The 15,542-nt window shown below is 48.7% G+C and carries 13 protein-coding genes and 1 pseudogene; 7 read left to right on the top strand and 7 right to left on the bottom strand.

Annotated features, from left to right (window positions below; translation table 11 throughout):
• Window positions 1-81: 81 nt before the first annotated feature.
• Window positions 82-1,359 (bottom strand): MFS transporter, encoded by a 1,278-nt coding sequence (locus I1H34_RS25225; RefSeq protein WP_212663605.1) that lies wholly within the window; start codon window positions 1,357-1,359, stop codon window positions 82-84.
• A 57-nt stretch (window positions 1,360-1,416) separates the two neighbouring features.
• Between I1H34_RS25225 and I1H34_RS25220 the strand changes: the two genes are divergently transcribed.
• The 3 genes from I1H34_RS25220 (at window position 1,417) to I1H34_RS25210 (ending at window position 3,635) form a co-directional block, all read left to right on the top strand.
• A complete protein-coding gene (locus tag I1H34_RS25220; RefSeq protein ID WP_212663604.1) occupies window positions 1,417-2,166 on the top strand; it encodes a sucrose-phosphate phosphatase in 750 nt (249 codons plus the stop codon).
• Window positions 2,163-2,789 (top strand): Holliday junction branch migration protein RuvA, encoded by a 627-nt coding sequence (ruvA, locus tag I1H34_RS25215; RefSeq protein WP_212663603.1) that lies wholly within the window; start codon window positions 2,163-2,165, stop codon window positions 2,787-2,789. Before I1H34_RS25220 ends, ruvA begins: the two co-directional genes overlap by 4 nt.
• A gap of 216 nt (window positions 2,790-3,005) precedes the next feature.
• Window positions 3,006-3,635, top strand: coding sequence for a hypothetical protein (locus tag I1H34_RS25210; RefSeq protein WP_212663602.1), 630 nt, complete (start codon window positions 3,006-3,008; stop codon window positions 3,633-3,635).
• Here the strand turns inward: I1H34_RS25210 and I1H34_RS25205 are convergent.
• Window positions 3,632-5,050 carry a cobyrinate a,c-diamide synthase gene (locus tag I1H34_RS25205; protein WP_212663601.1) on the bottom strand — a complete coding sequence of 473 codons (1,419 nt, stop codon included), beginning with the start codon at window positions 5,048-5,050 and terminating at the stop codon, window positions 3,632-3,634. The two genes, I1H34_RS25210 and I1H34_RS25205, sit on opposite strands and share 4 nt — an antisense overlap.
• Before the next feature lie 318 nt (window positions 5,051-5,368).
• Here I1H34_RS25205 and I1H34_RS25200 point away from each other — a divergent pair, with 318 nt between their 5' ends.
• Window positions 5,369-5,671 carry a hypothetical protein gene (locus I1H34_RS25200; protein WP_212663600.1) on the top strand — a complete coding sequence of 101 codons (303 nt, stop codon included), beginning with the start codon at window positions 5,369-5,371 and terminating at the stop codon, window positions 5,669-5,671.
• Window positions 5,672-5,725: 54 nt separating this feature from the next.
• Here I1H34_RS25200 and opcA read toward each other — a convergent pair whose 3' ends face one another.
• The 4 genes and pseudogenes from opcA to fbp all read right to left on the bottom strand — a co-directional run bounded on the left by opcA (window position 5,726) and on the right by fbp (window position 10,186).
• Window positions 5,726-7,078: a glucose-6-phosphate dehydrogenase assembly protein OpcA gene (gene opcA, locus I1H34_RS25195; protein ID WP_212663599.1), complete on the bottom strand. Its 1,353-nt coding sequence runs from the start codon at window positions 7,076-7,078 to the stop codon at window positions 5,726-5,728.
• A 57-nt stretch (window positions 7,079-7,135) separates the two neighbouring features.
• Window positions 7,136-8,665 carry a glucose-6-phosphate dehydrogenase gene (gene zwf / locus I1H34_RS25190; protein ID WP_212663598.1) on the bottom strand — a complete coding sequence of 510 codons (1,530 nt, stop codon included), beginning with the start codon at window positions 8,663-8,665 and terminating at the stop codon, window positions 7,136-7,138.
• 249 nt (window positions 8,666-8,914) lie between these two features.
• A pseudogene (locus I1H34_RS25185) lies at window positions 8,915-9,067 on the bottom strand (transaldolase); the annotation flags it as partial.
• Window positions 9,068-9,112: 45 nt separating this feature from the next.
• On the bottom strand, window positions 9,113-10,186 hold the full coding sequence (gene fbp, locus I1H34_RS25180) for a class 1 fructose-bisphosphatase (protein WP_212663597.1): 1,074 nt from the start codon (window positions 10,184-10,186) through the stop codon (window positions 9,113-9,115).
• Window positions 10,187-10,670: 484 nt separating this feature from the next.
• Here fbp and I1H34_RS25175 point away from each other — a divergent pair, with 484 nt between their 5' ends.
• On the top strand, window positions 10,671-13,658 hold the full coding sequence (locus tag I1H34_RS25175) for an FHA domain-containing protein (protein WP_212663596.1): 2,988 nt from the start codon (window positions 10,671-10,673) through the stop codon (window positions 13,656-13,658).
• Window positions 13,659-13,950: 292 nt separating this feature from the next.
• On the top strand, window positions 13,951-14,691 hold the full coding sequence (locus I1H34_RS25170; RefSeq protein ID WP_212663595.1) for a hypothetical protein: 741 nt from the start codon (window positions 13,951-13,953) through the stop codon (window positions 14,689-14,691).
• A 38-nt stretch (window positions 14,692-14,729) separates the two neighbouring features.
• Here I1H34_RS25170 and I1H34_RS25165 read toward each other — a convergent pair whose 3' ends face one another.
• The gene (locus tag I1H34_RS25165) at window positions 14,730-15,182 is read right to left on the bottom strand and encodes a GNAT family N-acetyltransferase (protein WP_212663594.1); all 453 of its coding nucleotides are present in this window, start codon (window positions 15,180-15,182) and stop codon (window positions 14,730-14,732) included.
• A gap of 56 nt (window positions 15,183-15,238) precedes the next feature.
• On the opposite strand from I1H34_RS25165, the gene I1H34_RS25160 reads away from it, so the two are divergent.
• Window positions 15,239-15,520, top strand: coding sequence for a cell division protein SepF (locus I1H34_RS25160; RefSeq protein ID WP_212663593.1), 282 nt, complete (start codon window positions 15,239-15,241; stop codon window positions 15,518-15,520).
• Window positions 15,521-15,542: the final 22 nt, after the last annotated feature.

Raw genomic sequence — 15,542 nt, 5'->3', positions numbered from 1 at the left:
GAGCTTGCTCTTAGTCGCTGAGAGCATATTACTCTCCCATTGTCTGGCAAAAAAGCTGAGTGAAGCCTGGACGTTTAATATCTAGTGTGGACTGCCTGATGTTAGAGCGGTTGTGGGTGATTTCCCCATCAGATTATCCAAACGCTTTAAAACCATGAGGGCTAAACCAATACTCAGAGCCAGCAGTCCCCAATAAATATCGATCCATGGCTGCTTTTGATCGAGGGCCAGACCGCCTAGAGCGGGCCCCAGAAAATAGCCGACTGCCCAACAGAGAGAATTGATGGATAGATACACTCCTCGGAACTCGATGGGGGCTAAATCAGCGACTAAAGAGGAGGCAATGGGCATGTAAGCGACGGTTGCGATCGCAAGTACGCCCAATCCCACAATTGCCCATATCAGCGCGCCTTGGCTTGCTAGACCGGTCATCCCAATCAACAAAAACCCGAGGCCCCAGCAACCCACAGAGGTCATCAGTCCCTGGGGATAGGGCCACCGTCGTAGAAAGCGGGCCACCGGCAGTTGACTCGCCACGCTTGCCCCCAAATGCCAAGAGAATAATCCCGTAATGACCACTTCTGAAAGTCCAACACCCTGCTGAGCAAAGTTTTTGAAATATAACGGCATAGTGCTATAAATCTGAGCAAGATAAGTGGTAATCACGATATTGGCAACAATGTAGGTGCGTAATCGTCGATCTTTGCTAGCAATCATCCAACCTTGCCAACCATGACGACCCCGAGTGTGAGGATTTGAGGTTTCGGAAATTGTGAAATAAACAACCCCAAAAAACATCACAAAGGAGACGGCATCAATGATAAAAAGGGCTCGATAGGCTTGAGTGAAGGCAATCCAGCCACCTCCCAAGATCACCCCTAATCCTAAACCGGCACTGTCGGCGAATCGAGTAATGGTAAACGCTTCCTGGCGTTGTTCGCCTGCACTGAGATCGGCAATGATCGCCTCTGTGGCTGGCCAATAGAGGCCCACACCGAATCCCATCACTATATTCCCGAGGACCAGCATCCAAAATGAGTGGGCAATGGCGATGATACCAGCTGCGATCGCAGAAATAAACAGAGACAACAACAAGGTTCGCCGTCGACCCCACCATCGAGAATCCGTCATGGATCCGCTCAACACTCTGCCCACAATTCCCGAGATGGAGGCACTGCCAATGGCAAATCCGACAGAGGTGGCAGTGAGTCCGACTTTATTCACAAAGAAAATTTGCAAGAAATACAGTGTGAAGCCCGTGCCCATTTGTGAAAGCAACCGTCCTGCCGCTAAAATCCATACTTGCGGGTCTAGGACTGGAATCCAACGGGCCCACCCCTGCCAACGGAAAAATTTCATTATGTTAAGCTTTCTCAGAATAATAGACTGAACATAGGGAGCGTTTTAGGAACTATTGTGGCGAAATTTCTCTTAATAACTGATTTAGACAATACGCTCGTCGGCGATCGACCCGCCCTCGAACAGCTCAACCAGACCCTCATGCAAGTCCGGCAAGAGCAAGGACTGTTGCTAGTCTATTCCACAGGACGTTCCTTAAACTCATTCAATCAATTGCGGTCCCAAGAACCGATGCTGCTTCCAGATGCTTTGGTGACGTCTGTAGGCACTGAAATTTACTATGGCGGTAGCACCACCCCTGATCCAGATTGGTCTGAAAAACTCAATCAAGGGTGGCAGCGTCAAGATGTCTTATCGATTACCGCTCACTTTAATGATTTAGTGTTGCAGCCTGAGGCGGAACAAGGTCCCTATAAAGTGAGCTTTTTTATAGAACCCACCTTAGCGACTGATCTATTGCCTCGCTTAGAAGTGGCTCTCCATATTCGAGGCTTAGACGTCAAGCTGGTGTATAGCGGTGGCAAAGATCTAGATATCCTGCCCCTCCATGGGGATAAAGGACAAGCCATGCAATACCTGCGGGGGCAATTTGGCATTCCTGCTGAGAAAACCGTTGCTTGTGGTGATTCTGGTAACGATCAGGCTTTATTTAGTACGGGACCAGAACGAGGCATTATTGTTGGTAATGCCCGCTCAGAGCTGCTGCAATGGCATCAAGAGCATCATAGGGATGAGATATACCTCGCCAAAGCGAAGTGTGCGGGCGGTATTTTAGAAGGGCTCCGTCATTTTAGTTATGTCAAATGATTGGTTTTCTTCAGGGATATGTAGTTAGCCTCCAGCAAACCAGTACCCATCGAACCTTGTTGACCTTGGATGTGAATCAGGTGGGATATGACCTCTATGTTCCCGGTCGGATTCGTCAACACTTGCCCCCAGACAATGAATCCCTGCGAGTGTTTACCCATTTGCAAGTCCGAGAGGATCAAATGGTGTTGTTTGGATTTGCGGTGGTGGCGGAGCGCGATCTGTTTCGTCAGCTGATTGCCGTGAGCGGGATTGGCCCTCAGTTGGCCTTGGCTTTAATCGATACCTTGGGTTTACAGGACCTGGTTCAAGCCATTGTCAATAGCAATACGAAGATATTGGCAAAGACCCCCGGTGTTGGGGCTAAGACGGCTGAACGTATTGCCTTAGAACTGCGATCAAAATTGGCTGAATGGCGGGATCAGGCGGGTTTAAAAACCTTACCGAGTGCAGGGCCCATTGATAGTGTGCAAGAAGACGTAGAGATGACGCTCTTGGCCTTGGGGTATACCAGTCAAGAAGTGATGCGGGCGTTACAGGCTGTGGGGCAAAACACGGCGCTGGCCAAAAATGCAGATACTGAGGCCTGGATTCGAGAAGCTATTGCCTGGCTAAGTCAATAGCTTGCAGGCTTGAATGGATGGGGATGGCTTCCTGGAGCGGTCATGGGACATATCTTGTGTCAGATAGGGTGGATCTGGGGCGATATAGCAATACAATTCTTAACAAGCCTGTTGCGAATGAGGTCACTTTTTGTCACCTTTAGGTACTGACAAGGTCACTAAATTATTTTATTGAATTGAATATAGATATTTATGCTTATCTCTATTCCTTTAATAATGAAAAAAATACCCAATCACCTTGTTAATCAATGGATAACAAACGCTTTTCAAAGCTACCTAGAAGATAAAGAGCGCCAAATTTACTTAACACGAATACTGTCTCTTCTGACCCAGTCTGATCAGCTTTGGTCAGCAGCTAGCCCTTTGTACGAAGAGGCATTGCAGCAAACCTTAAGCCAATTTTGTCAGGACTTCAATACATCTACTTTGGATGTTCAAGACTATGGAGAGTGGTCCAAGCTCGTCCAATCCTTTAATCGAGACTTGCAGCAGCGATTTCGGCAGTTGCAAGCTACTCAGGACTCAAATCGGCTAGATCGAGAAGATTTTTCGTCCATGAAAGACTCAGTCAAAGCCGTGTCGTCCTTAACAATTCAGATCTATGAATGGGTCAGAAGTGACATTAAGGGCGATTTAAAAGCGACTCATCTGACCAATTATCCAGCCGTGAACTGCCAAACCTTGATTGAGAGACGATTGCCACCCGAACAAAGCTGGGAAGATATTTCAGCCGATTTAGGACTCTCTGTGAAGGTGATCAGTCGTTTTTATCACCAAGAATGTTTGCCCCGGTTGAGGCGCTGTGCGATGGCTAGGAATGCATTAGTCAGACCGAAAGCTTGCTAGACTTTTGCTGCTTTGAAGTTTTGGCACTGCTGGATAAAACGTTGGGGTATCTCGGGCTGCTCCCCCCAGTGGAGGTGCAAGTACGAGGCGTGAACGTTATACCGATGCCAGCCTTCGGAAATCTCGGATGGGTGGGAGGCGGTCTCCCTAGAAAATGTGTAGATTGGGCTATCCCCCTCATGATCGAGTTCGGAGTGGTGGAATTCATGCCCCCAAACGGTTGTTCCTGCGGTGATTAGGGGCGTATCTTGGGTTGCGATCGCACATCGATACCCAAGGGTTAATCGCTTCGCCATTTTGACGTTTGTCGGTAACACGCCGACCATCGGCAACGTTTTCCCCTGTAAAGTTTGTAAGGATTCACAGAGATACATCAGCCCGCCACATTCGGCATAGGTGGGTAACCCAGCAAGAATCGCGGTTTTGAGGGTCTGTCGAACGGTGACATTCTGGGATAAGTCAGCGGCAAACATTTCAGGAAAGCCGCCACCGAGATAGAGTCCATGGATATTATCGGGGAAGGTTTTGTCATGGATGGGGCTCCAAAACACCAGCTCTGCACCGAGCTGCCGGAGCTGATCCAGATTGTCGGCATAGTAAAAACTAAAGGCTACGTCTTTTGCGATCGCAATTCGGATTGCACCGGACGGTGTGGGAGCAGTCAAAGAGCTAGATTGAGGCGGGAGATGTACTGCCTGTGGCGCTGGAGAAGTGTGAGCGATGGATGGGGCGGGCGCTTGCGTTGCTAATAAAGGCAATAAGGCTGACCAATCAAAACAACGATTCCCCACTGCTGCTAATTGCTGTAAAAGACCTGCAGTCCCTTCTAACTCCTCGATCGGGACTAGACCTAAATGACGATTAGGGATGTGGATGGAAGGCTGTCGCTGCAAGACCCCCAAAATCCTAACGGAGAGGGGTTGTAACGCTGACTTTAAACTTTGAAGATGACGATCGCTGCCCACACGATTGAGAATGACCCCTGCAATCTGAATCTGTGGATCGAATGAGATATAGCCGTGCACTAAGGCCGCGATAGAGTCGGATAAGCGACTACAGTCTAGAACTAAAGCGATGGGTAAATTTAAAAGCCGAGCAATATGAGCAGTACTGCCTCTTCCTTTTTGCCCTCTGGCGCCATCAAATAAGCCCATAACCCCTTCAATTAGAGCATAGTGGGTCTGCTGGGTATGGGTTTGAAATAGTCTCTGGGTATAGGTGTCAGACGTGAGAATGGGATCTAAATTTCGGCAAGGTCGATGGGTGACCACCGTGTGAAACATCGGATCAATATAGTCAGGCCCCACCTTGAAAGATTGCACGGTTTCCGGTCGACCTTGCAAGCTCGCTAGGATAGCAGCAGTCACAGTGGTTTTGCCCACACCACTTCGATCAGCTGCTATCACTAGTGACATGGATGGTCCTCTTCAATACGGTATTGCTACACCTCAAAGATGCTGTGCTAGCGTACAACATCTATGTTCAGAAAGTGAACTCTTCTCCCTCAAAACCTCTGATAGTCGGTGTCTTCGCGGAGTCTCCGTAGGTTCACGGGGAATTAGCCTTGAGGGAAAATAAAGAAATCAGTAATCCTACGGTTTTGGGTCCCTAGTAAACCCACTATTGTCAAATTTAGAGGTTGAATTTTTTATCACTGTTAAGGCTCCGTTACGGGTGATTGGCAATCCTGGGAGCCTTGGTTACTAAAGCATTTATTTCCAACGGGGGGAACCATGGGAATATCCATTTATCCTGACTGGCAACTGGGTCGAGCATCTTTTAATCAAAAACGGCGAGCACGCAAGCAGAGAACCCACCGGTATAATCAGGGGCAGCTAGGAACCGAGTTTTTTCTGGAAACGAGTGCCGATACTTCGGTCAGCTATATGACCGCGCAAGGTCCTGTGGTCCGTCCAGGTGACTATATTGACATTGCAAGTCCAGACGGACACCTCAAATTTCAGGTTGATGAAATTGAATATTACAGCGATCCAGCGGATATGTGGATGGCTCAGCTTTACCCCTTAGCAGCATGACACGCTGCTAAGGGAGTACTGCGATACTGCGAGTCTTCTCGCCTTTGAGGTGCTTTAGCTCGATGCCAGCTGTACCATTTGTGCGGTTACGGCAAGACTTTCGGAATATAAAACGTCTTGGTCCCAGCGTTGTAATTGTTGGCTGAGCAAAGTCTCAGAGGATTGATCCTGCAGTGGAGTGACATGCTGAATGCGGCAGGATTGGGCTCCGCCGCCGGCTTCCATGCGCATACAGCCTTTTGTTTCTGAACAAAGTACCGTGCAACAATCCGCCTGTAAATTGGTGGAGGCTAGTTTCAGATCAATCATGTCTCCGGCGACTTCCCCAGGTTGGGTGGGTATGGCTGCTAGTTCTGCTTGAATCGTTCGCTGTTCGGAATTGACAAATTGAATCCGTTTGAGGTCATAGTCTCCACCTTCGGAGGTGAAGGCAACCGGTTGCCATTGCAGGCGACTGGCTAACCAACCCAAAAACATCAGTGCTTGGGCCGGATTTCCTTTCTCATAATCTAATGTGACGCGATCGACTTCGCTGAGGGCGGCTCTTCTGGTCGGTGGATCAAAAGCTTCTGCCGTTAATTCTTGCCAAGCCGCTAACCGTCGCCAGTTGAGGTCAACGATGTTGGTCCCTTGGGACATGAGTTCTTGCAAATGAATCAGCTCTGATTGAGCATCTTGATATTGGCTGGAATCGACAATCACAGCAGTGCAGGAAGTGGCTAACCGCTGGAATAGCTCCATATTGGCGGCAGGCAAAGCCTTCCACCACAAAAATTTGGGGAGGCCACCAATCATGAGGGACTGGACCAGTCCGCCTACGCGGTCAAGGGCAGTTTCGGTGCCCTTGAGAGAAATATACTCACAGCAAATCAGTGAGCTGCGGTTCTGCTTTTTGACAGGGCAGTAGGCAGAAAGCTGAGCCGATACCCCTTCGTCTTCACCGGCCATGGGGAAGAGGGAGATGACTCGACAGGGGCTTTGGCTTGCGATCGCATCTGCAATACCGGCCCCCCCAGCATCCAATACATAGCCATCATTCTGAGCCTGGCTGAGTTGCTGTTCCTTCATTGCCTGACGCAGTTGGGCGAGAGTTTCAGGATTTGGCTTGCCTGTTTCTGCCAATCCGAACTTCGTTTGGGCCGATCGCAGCGCTGCCCCCATGCGTGGGCCATAAATGCCATCCACGGGGCCGGTATAAAATCCCAACGCAGCCAGAAGCTGTTGGGTTTCTTCCGGTTCATAGACGATTAAGCTAAAGGTCGCTGCTCGGGTGGCGGTGGGAAACATACCGCCATTGCCCGAAGAATTATAGCTGGTCCAAATCTTGCTTAACTCAGCATTGATGTCATTCAGGGAAACGTCTTTTGGGGCTTGTAAAGAGACGATGGGAGCAGATTTAGTAGTCATAGACCTGATGAAGACAAAGGGAATGGAGAAGGAATCACAAATATTAGTGTTCAGGGATTACAGCCGACGCCAGCGCCGACCATCGCGATTAAGCAATAGTTCAGCCGCTTCCGGTTCCCAGGTCCCGGCCTCATAGGTGGGCACTAGGGCAGGATCTGTGGGCACTTCCCAGGCCGTTAACGCAGGGGTTAAAACTCGCCAAGACTCTTCAACTTCATCCCCACGGGTAAAGAGGGTTTGATCCCCCAGCATGGCGTCCAAGAGTAAGCGATCATAGGCATCCCCCGTGGATTGGCCAAAGAAAGAGCCATAGCTAAAGTTCATGTCTACAGAGCGGGTCCGTAAGTCTGGTCCGGGCATCTTGGCTTCAAATCGTAATGAGATCCCTTCATTAGGCTGAATGCGCATGACTAATACATTTGGATTCGCCTGCTGGGCAGCGGATTGAAAGATTAAGAATGGCACTTGGCGAAAATGGATGGAAATTTCTGACACTTTTTTGGGCAAGCGTTTGCCAGTGCGCAGATAAAAGGGCACTCCTTGCCAACGCCAATTGTCAATCAGTAGCTTTAAGGCTACATAAGTGGGCGTGGTGGATTTGGGATTAACACCGGGTTCTTGGTGATAGCCGGGCACCTGCTCGCCTTTCATCCAGCCCTGGGTATATTGGCCGCGAATGGCGGAGTTTTCTAAATTATGGATATCTGCCAAGCGCATCGCTTGGACCACCTTGACTTTCTCCGTGCGAATCGCATCTGCATCCAGAGAGTTAGGAGGCTCCATCGCCGTTAGGCAAAGCAACTGCATAATATGGTTTTGCACCATATCTCGCAAAGCACCAGAGGTTTCGTAATAGCCTGCCCGCTCCTCCACCCCGACGGTTTCAGCTACGGTAATTTGAACATGATCAACAAATTGTCGATTCCAAAGCGGCTCAAAAATGGCGTTAGCAAACCGGAAGATCAGCAAATTCTGAACGGTTTCCTTGCCCAGGTAATGGTCGATCCGATAGACCTGATTTTCGGCGCAGACTTCTTGGACGACTTTATTCAATGATTGGGCAGAGCCCAAATCGTGACCAAAGGGTTTTTCAATTACCAGCCGTGTTTTGACCGGATCTGCCAACATCTGGGCTGCCCCCAACTGTTGAATGGCCTCCGCAAAAAACTTGGGAGACACGGCTAGATAGAATACCCGGTTGCCCATCGTGCCGCGACGGCCATCCAGCTCTTCCAGACGGGTTTTTAGCTTTTGATAGGCTTCGGGATCGTCCATATTGCCAGGGCAATAAAATAACCCTTCAGCAAAGCTGTTCCAGACCTCTTCGGACTGTATGCCATCTGAGAATTCTTCAATGCCTTCTCGCATCTGTTGACGGAAGAAATCATCACTCCACTCGCGTCGAGCAACCCCGACAATAGTCAGTTCAGCCGGAAGTCGACGCTGTTGTTTGAGATGGTAGAGGGCAGGAACCAGTTTCCTTTGGGTGAGGTCGCCAGAGGCACCAAAGATCACCATGATCAGAGGTTCTGGTGTACGTTCTTGACGTAGACCGGCACGGAGAGGATTTTCAGCAAGCGTAACCATAGGCTGGGCAAACAAAGGGGAATAGGTGAACTTGGAAACTGTGGGAATGAGTATTAGGAACTAGAGCAATATGATGTCTTGGCAATGCCAAATACTCTAGACCCAACACTAAGGATCAAATGGTCTCATCGGTAACTAACCGTTTATCTTTTGCTTCTAAAGACTTCAGCAATGAGCTAAAGGGCTGCACAACGTTGATCCTTACTTCAATCACTTCAATAGTTGGTGTCATAGATGGCATTGCCTGGTCTTCTCAAAGATGGCTGGATTGGAGGTGATTCCATGAATGCCTTGATCTTGGGGCATCTGCTGCAGCTTACCCGATTCAGTTAGATCACGACTGAGATTATCTATCCCAAAGCTTTGATCGAAGGTACTGATTTCTAGGAGATGATTCGTCATAGGAAACTCTGTAATCGATCGGGAAAACAGTTGCAGATGTTGCCATTAAGGCTTCAGCGCGAGTTCTTCTTCTGCCTGTCTTTCTCTGTCTTCAATAAAGGACTCAACTAAGGCCACATCCTCTGTACTCCCAATAATCAAAGGTGTGCGGGCATGGAGATGATCGGGAATAACGTCCATTAAAGGGGACTGGCCAATACTCGCTCGCCCTCCAGCCTGCTCCATCAGATAGGCCAAAGGTGCAGATTCGTAGAGGAGTCGCAGCTTACCTTCAGGATTCTTCAGCGTTCCTGGGTAGATAAATACGCCCCCTTGGAACAAAATGCGATGGAAATCTCCCACTAAGGCCCCACTGTAGCGGGCAGTATGGCCTTCATGACGGTGAACATAGCGAGTAAAGTCACGGAGGGCCTCCTCCCACTGCCAAAAATTCCCCTCATTGACGCTGTACACCGGACCATGTTTGGGGATGGTGAGGTTTTCAGCGGCGAGAATAAACTCTCCTATACTTGGGTCTAGGATAAAAACATGGACCCCTTTGCCGATGGAATATACCAGAACGGTACTGGGACCGTACAGAATATAGCCTGCGGCAATTTGCTGATGCCCATCTTGTAGGAGATCTTGTCCCGTATGGTCGGGATCGTTGCCGACTTGTTGACGGATAGAAAAAATAGAGCCAACATTCAAGTTCACATCAACGTTGGAGGACCCATCAATGGGGTCATACAGCAGGGTATAACGACCAATGGGACAGTTCTCAGGAATATAGTAGGGCTTCTCCATTTCTTCGGAAGCTAGTCGGCAGACGAGGCCACTTTGCTTAAAGGCAGCAATAAATACTTCATTGGCATAGATGTCCATTTTTTTGACTTCTTCACCCTGGACATTGACGTCGCCCGTGAAGCCTAAAGCGCCTTCCACCAGACCCGCCCGGCTTAGGCGGCGAGCAATTATTTTCCCTGCTAACCCAATCCGAGTCATCAGAGCACTCATATCTTGGGCTTCTGGACCAAAACTTTGGAGATGTTCTAGAACGTGACGAGACAGGGTTGTGCAGTCCCGATCCAGTGCAAAATCGTAACTCAGTTCAAGTGAAGTGCTGTCAGAACTATTCATTATTAATGCCCCGTAATGGGTGACAGACGGCCCTGTTGCGGGTGGCTCTGTCTTTATACCTCCCATCTTAAGAAGGCATTCTGAAAATGGCCTGAGTCTTTAGGTGAACTACAGAATACCTTTATATTCTGCGAGTTTAGCCATTCTTATCCTTGTTGATCCAGGGGTAAGCAACACCTGTCCAAATCGCTGGTTTATCTCGGTTGGAAGGGGCGATAAGGCAGGTCTTATGTCTGTTAATTCGGTGGGTAAAAACTGGTGATAGAGAAATTCTGTCAGGTGAAAGGACTTTGGGAATGCTGGTCGATCGGTGGTCAACAAGAGCGTGTCAGTGATGTCATGGCCCTGATTCACAAAGGGTGACCGTTATCGTCTATGTACTCCAATCTACTGTGAAAATTATCTCCATTTCGGGCGAAAAATAGCCTAGGCTTTTGTATGACTGCCTTTAAACTCTTAGCTTCCATCCTATCCTTGCCCCACTATGCTTACTGCATCTGCTCAGCTTCATGTCATTACTGATGGCGAAGAGATCAATCGAGAATTTCGGTTAACGCAAGCCACCTTTAGTATTGGGTCTGATCCAGATAACTCCCTTGTCTTGGAAAGTGGATCGATACTGCCGCACCATGCCGAAATTTTGTGGCAAACCGATCATTATGTTCTGAAGCTGTTGAGTAACCAAGCTATCCTCCAAGTCAACAAGAAACCGTTGCTATCGAACGAACCTATCAATCTCCATCCTGGAGATGAGATTCAGATTGGCGATACGGCCATTCATTTCCGAGAAACCCTGGGAACAGGGGTGTTTCCCCAAGAGTCAATCTTGCCAGGAACGGTCGTTAGTCAAACCCATTGCGATCGCGTTCTACAAGTCACCACTTCTAAATGGACCCAGGACTTTCCCCTCAACCAAGAAATCCTGACCCTAGGCCGACATCCCCAGTGTGATATTGTCATCGATTTACCTGTGGTCTCTGACCGTCATGCCCGCTTGAGTTGGGAGAATGAGACCTACACCATTAGTGATCTAGGGAGTGCCCATGGGCTCACCTTTGCGGGAGACCGGATTCAGGAGAAAGCCCTCCAGGATGGAGATTTTTTCTCCATTGATGATCAGGTCACGTTGACCTATCAGGTCATTCCGCAAACGGATGTCATCGAACAGGTCGAAACCCTTGTGTTGCGAGAGTTGAAAAGCCTGAGCTTTGGCCGTGATCCACGCAATACTACGGTGATTGATCATCCTGTAGTCTCCCGGTTTCACGCCCAAATTGACCTCAAAAGCGGCACCTGGGTGATCGAAGATCTCCATTCGTCGAATGGCACCTATGTTAATGGTCGGCAGCTCCGTAATCCTCAACCCCTCCGTCCTGGCGATACCATTCGTATCGGTCCGTATCACTTTGTCTTTAACTTTGATGAAACTCTGATTCAGCAGAATGACTCGGGAAATCTGCGTCTAGATGCAGTCCATCTGAGTAAGGTGACCAGTAAGAACAATATTCTTTTAAACGACATTTCCTTGTCTATTCTGCCCCAGGAGTTTGTCGCTGTAGTGGGTGTGAGTGGAGCAGGGAAGTCGACTCTCCTCGACGCTTTAAATGGACTCCGCCCCGCTACCAGTGGCTCGGTCTTAGTGAATGAGCAGGATCTATATAAGAACTTCAACCTCTTTCGCACGGACCTGGGCTATGTTCCCCAGGACGATATTATCCACCGCGAATTAACGGTGAGTCAGGCCCTGGATTATGCTGCCCGCTTACGCCTTCCGGCTGATGTAACGCGCGCCGAGCGCAAACAGCAGATTCAATCCGTTCTCCAAGATTTAGAGCTGCGGGAACGGGAGCATCTGCGTGTGCGTTCCTTAAGTGGAGGTCAGCGTAAACGGGTCTCTATTGGGGTTGAACTATTGACCCAACCCAGTTTGTTTTTCTTGGATGAAGCTACCTCGGGTTTGGACCCTGGTACTGAAACCTTGATGATGCGCTTACTGAGGCGGCTAGCGGATCAAGGGCGAACTATTCTCTTGATTACCCATGCCACCAAAAATGTGATGGTTTGTGACCTGGTTGTGTTTTTGGCTAAGGGAGGACGGATTGCCTATTTTGGCCCTCCTGCCGAAGCCCTTACCTATTTTGGGGTGGAGGATTTCGATGAAATCTACCTAAAAATAGAAGGGGAGCAAACCCCAGAAGCATGGGAACAGCAATACCGTCAGTCCACCCTCTATCAGACCTACATCACTCAGCGTCAGGCGACTTTATCTGTCCCGACGACGCCCCAAAAAGCGAAATCTAAGCCCCCTCAGCCCCGAACGACCGCTATTTCGGGCTGGCGACAATTTTCTATTCTGGCCCAGCGCAATTGGACTATCTTGCGTCAGGATCGTGCCAGCCTGATTTTGATGCTGGCATTAGCCCCCATCTTGGGATTGCTGGATTTTGTCATGTGGCAGCGCCCCATGTTTGATGTCACGAATGGCGATCCGGGACAGGTCTTTACGCTTTTATTTATCACGGTCTTGACTGCTGTGATGGTCGGTAGCTTGGCGATGATGCGGGAGATTGTCAAAGAACGGGAGATCTACCGACGTGAACGGATGATTGGGCTGAAAATTTTGCCCTATGTGCTCTCTAAGGTATGGCTCAGTTTGCTGCTAGCCCTGTATCAAGCGGCGATCTTTTTGCTGACTAAGGTATTGGCCGTGAACTTGCCGATTGACTGGCACAACCTGCTGGGCATGTATTTCACTCTTTTCTTAGCCACTTTGGGCGGCATGGTCATGGGTCTATTTGTCTCCGCATTGGCCCCTAATCAGAGTGTGGCTCCTTTGCTAACCATTCTATTTCTGCTCCCCCAAATTACTTTTTCTGGAGCCATTATCTCTCTTGATTCTTTAGGGACGCCAGGACAAGTCCTTAGCCAAATCACGGTCACGCGTTGGCCCTATGAGAGTTTAATTACATTGTCTGATGTGGGTAAGGATATTGCCGGAGATTCTTGTTGGCAACTGTCGTCAGACGAGCGCGAAAAGTTGAGTGACAAGGACCAAGAAAAATGCCAGTGTCTGGGGCCGCAAATATTTACTCAATGTACCTTTCCTGCCCTACGCCAAGAATATGATCCAGCAGTGGATCAGCCTCAGCCTGCTAAACCTGAGGATCCGGGTGATCCTCCTAAATTAACGGCTGATAATCGGTCTACCTATGAAGATGAGATAGAAGACTATAACGATAAGGTCAAGGATTATCGTGACCAATTGGACACTTGGCAAGATCAGTTTAGCGACTGGCGAGAGAAACGTGGGACTGCGATTGCAGCTGCAGAACTGTTAGTCGGTCGTTTTCATGACAAGGCTGGCACTGCATTTGCCGTCAATGTCGGTAAACATTGGCTGAAATTAGGACTAATCATGGTGGGAATGCTGAGTCTGGTGGTTTTTATCCAGCATCGTCAAGATGTCATCTAATTTTGATAAATATATGTAAATTTAGGTTTCAAACCACTGATATTGCCCTGCTTCCCCTGAAGAAAAAGCTATCTTGTATGAGGTGGTCCCATACTGACGTTTTTAAGGTTGCGTTCTGTATCTGTCGGTTGTGAACCGTTCGAGCAGCTATCAATTCTAGGCTTCAGTTTTAGCTTAAATATTTTTCTCTAATCCTAGGTCTGCAGATATGGAATGTTATACGGTTCAAAGCGTACGTAGATAAATTGCTTTGAGTCCAATTCCACCATAGCTCAATTCATAGGGCACTCCCATGCACGACGAAAGTATCATTCCACCTTCTGTTCCTAGGCTCAAAACCTTGGTGGGTTCTGAGCTTAATAGCCATCGGTGGCAAGACAAGCTACTGCCAGTCGATACAATGTTGGGAGAAGCAGATGTGGCAGTCTTGCGGCAAGAATTGGAAACCGCCCATGATTTGCTGCAATATCAGCAATGCTTGATCGATTCTCTCACTGAGCAATTAGTGGGGCATGAATCCCATCAGGTCCAACTCGAACAAGATTTAGAAAATGCCGAGCGTGATTCTCGGCGAGAAGCAGAGAAGCTGCAAGAGTTTCAGTCGATTTGTCAGGACTTGCGATCGCAACTTCGTCGCCAACAGGCCCGCATTTATGAATATAAGACGGTGCTGAAAAATAATTCCAACACATTTGCACCGAATGCCAAAGTAACCCCTCGCCAAATGGTCTCCTTTGGGTATGCCACCGTAGCTGTGGACGATTCTCTGATGGTCTCTTCTTCCGCAGTCTCTCCTTGGTCAGCAACTGATTCTGTGAGTAGCGTTTCCGATGCATTTGCGATTTGCTGTCGTAAGCTTGCTGCCTTAGGTTTACAGAATACATCCGACGTTCGGCAGACTAGCCCCCAGGCTTTGGCTTTACCTATTCCTCAGTCTCCTGTGGAGAAGAAACAACCTCCAACGGTAGATGTAGAGCTCCAATCATCCTATCCGTCTTCTCCTCAGCCAGAACTCCCTAATTTCGTTCATTAGACTGATAAGCATACTACCCTTTCAAAGTCATCGAGGGTTCAAGAATAGTACATAAACTCGACAGGAATGCGGAATAGGGTTTTAGCGATTTTGGAGAGTCCAAATTTTCGCTTTAAGCCCTGGGGAAGTTCCTGCCACTCAACGATCTGGAATCCCATTCGTTGATAATACTGGCATAGTCGTTGCCCGAGACATTCGAGATAGAGGGGGTGGGATGCATTTTCGATTAAGTGTTGAGCCAAGATTGTTCCCAACCCTTGACCTTGATGGGTGGATTTAACGACTAAACTACCGAGTTCTTGAGCGCCTGGAAAGACCCGTAGTTGGCCACAAGCAACAATCGTTAAATTCTGTTCAATCACCCAAAACTGAGCCCATCGGATTTGCGTCGGATCCAGTCTGGCAGACCAGACTAATCGCCGAATTGAGCCGATATCTGTGGCTATGGCAGGGCGCAATTGGCAATCTTTTGGCAGTAAAGGCTTCTGCATATTGACAAGTTGCGCTAGTTTAGACGGTAACGATCAATGGATTCAGGTGAGCAAGTATGGCTAACTTACTGCCACTTCCCGGGCTATCTAATTATACAATTGCTGTTCTTACCCCCCAAACTTTTGAAGAAACCGCCCAGGCGGTCGATGCCCTCAAGGGGGGAACCGTTATCTTATTAAACTTTGCCAGCTTGGGGACTGAACTGGCTCAACGATTTGCCGATTTTGCTGCTGGCAGTACATGTGCGATCTCAGGACATCAACAACAACTGGGGCATCAAATCTATTTGTTTACGCCCCCCACCGTTGACATCATCACACAATTAAAGACTTGCTGAGAGAGTGTTTGTCTCGGCAAGC

Source organism: Acaryochloris marina S15 (assembly GCF_018336915.1).
GTDB classification, from domain to species: Bacteria; Cyanobacteriota; Cyanobacteriia; order Thermosynechococcales; family Thermosynechococcaceae; genus Acaryochloris; species Acaryochloris marina_A.
Note: the sequence above shows the minus strand (reverse complement) of the source record. Positions and strands in the feature narration are given on the sequence as shown.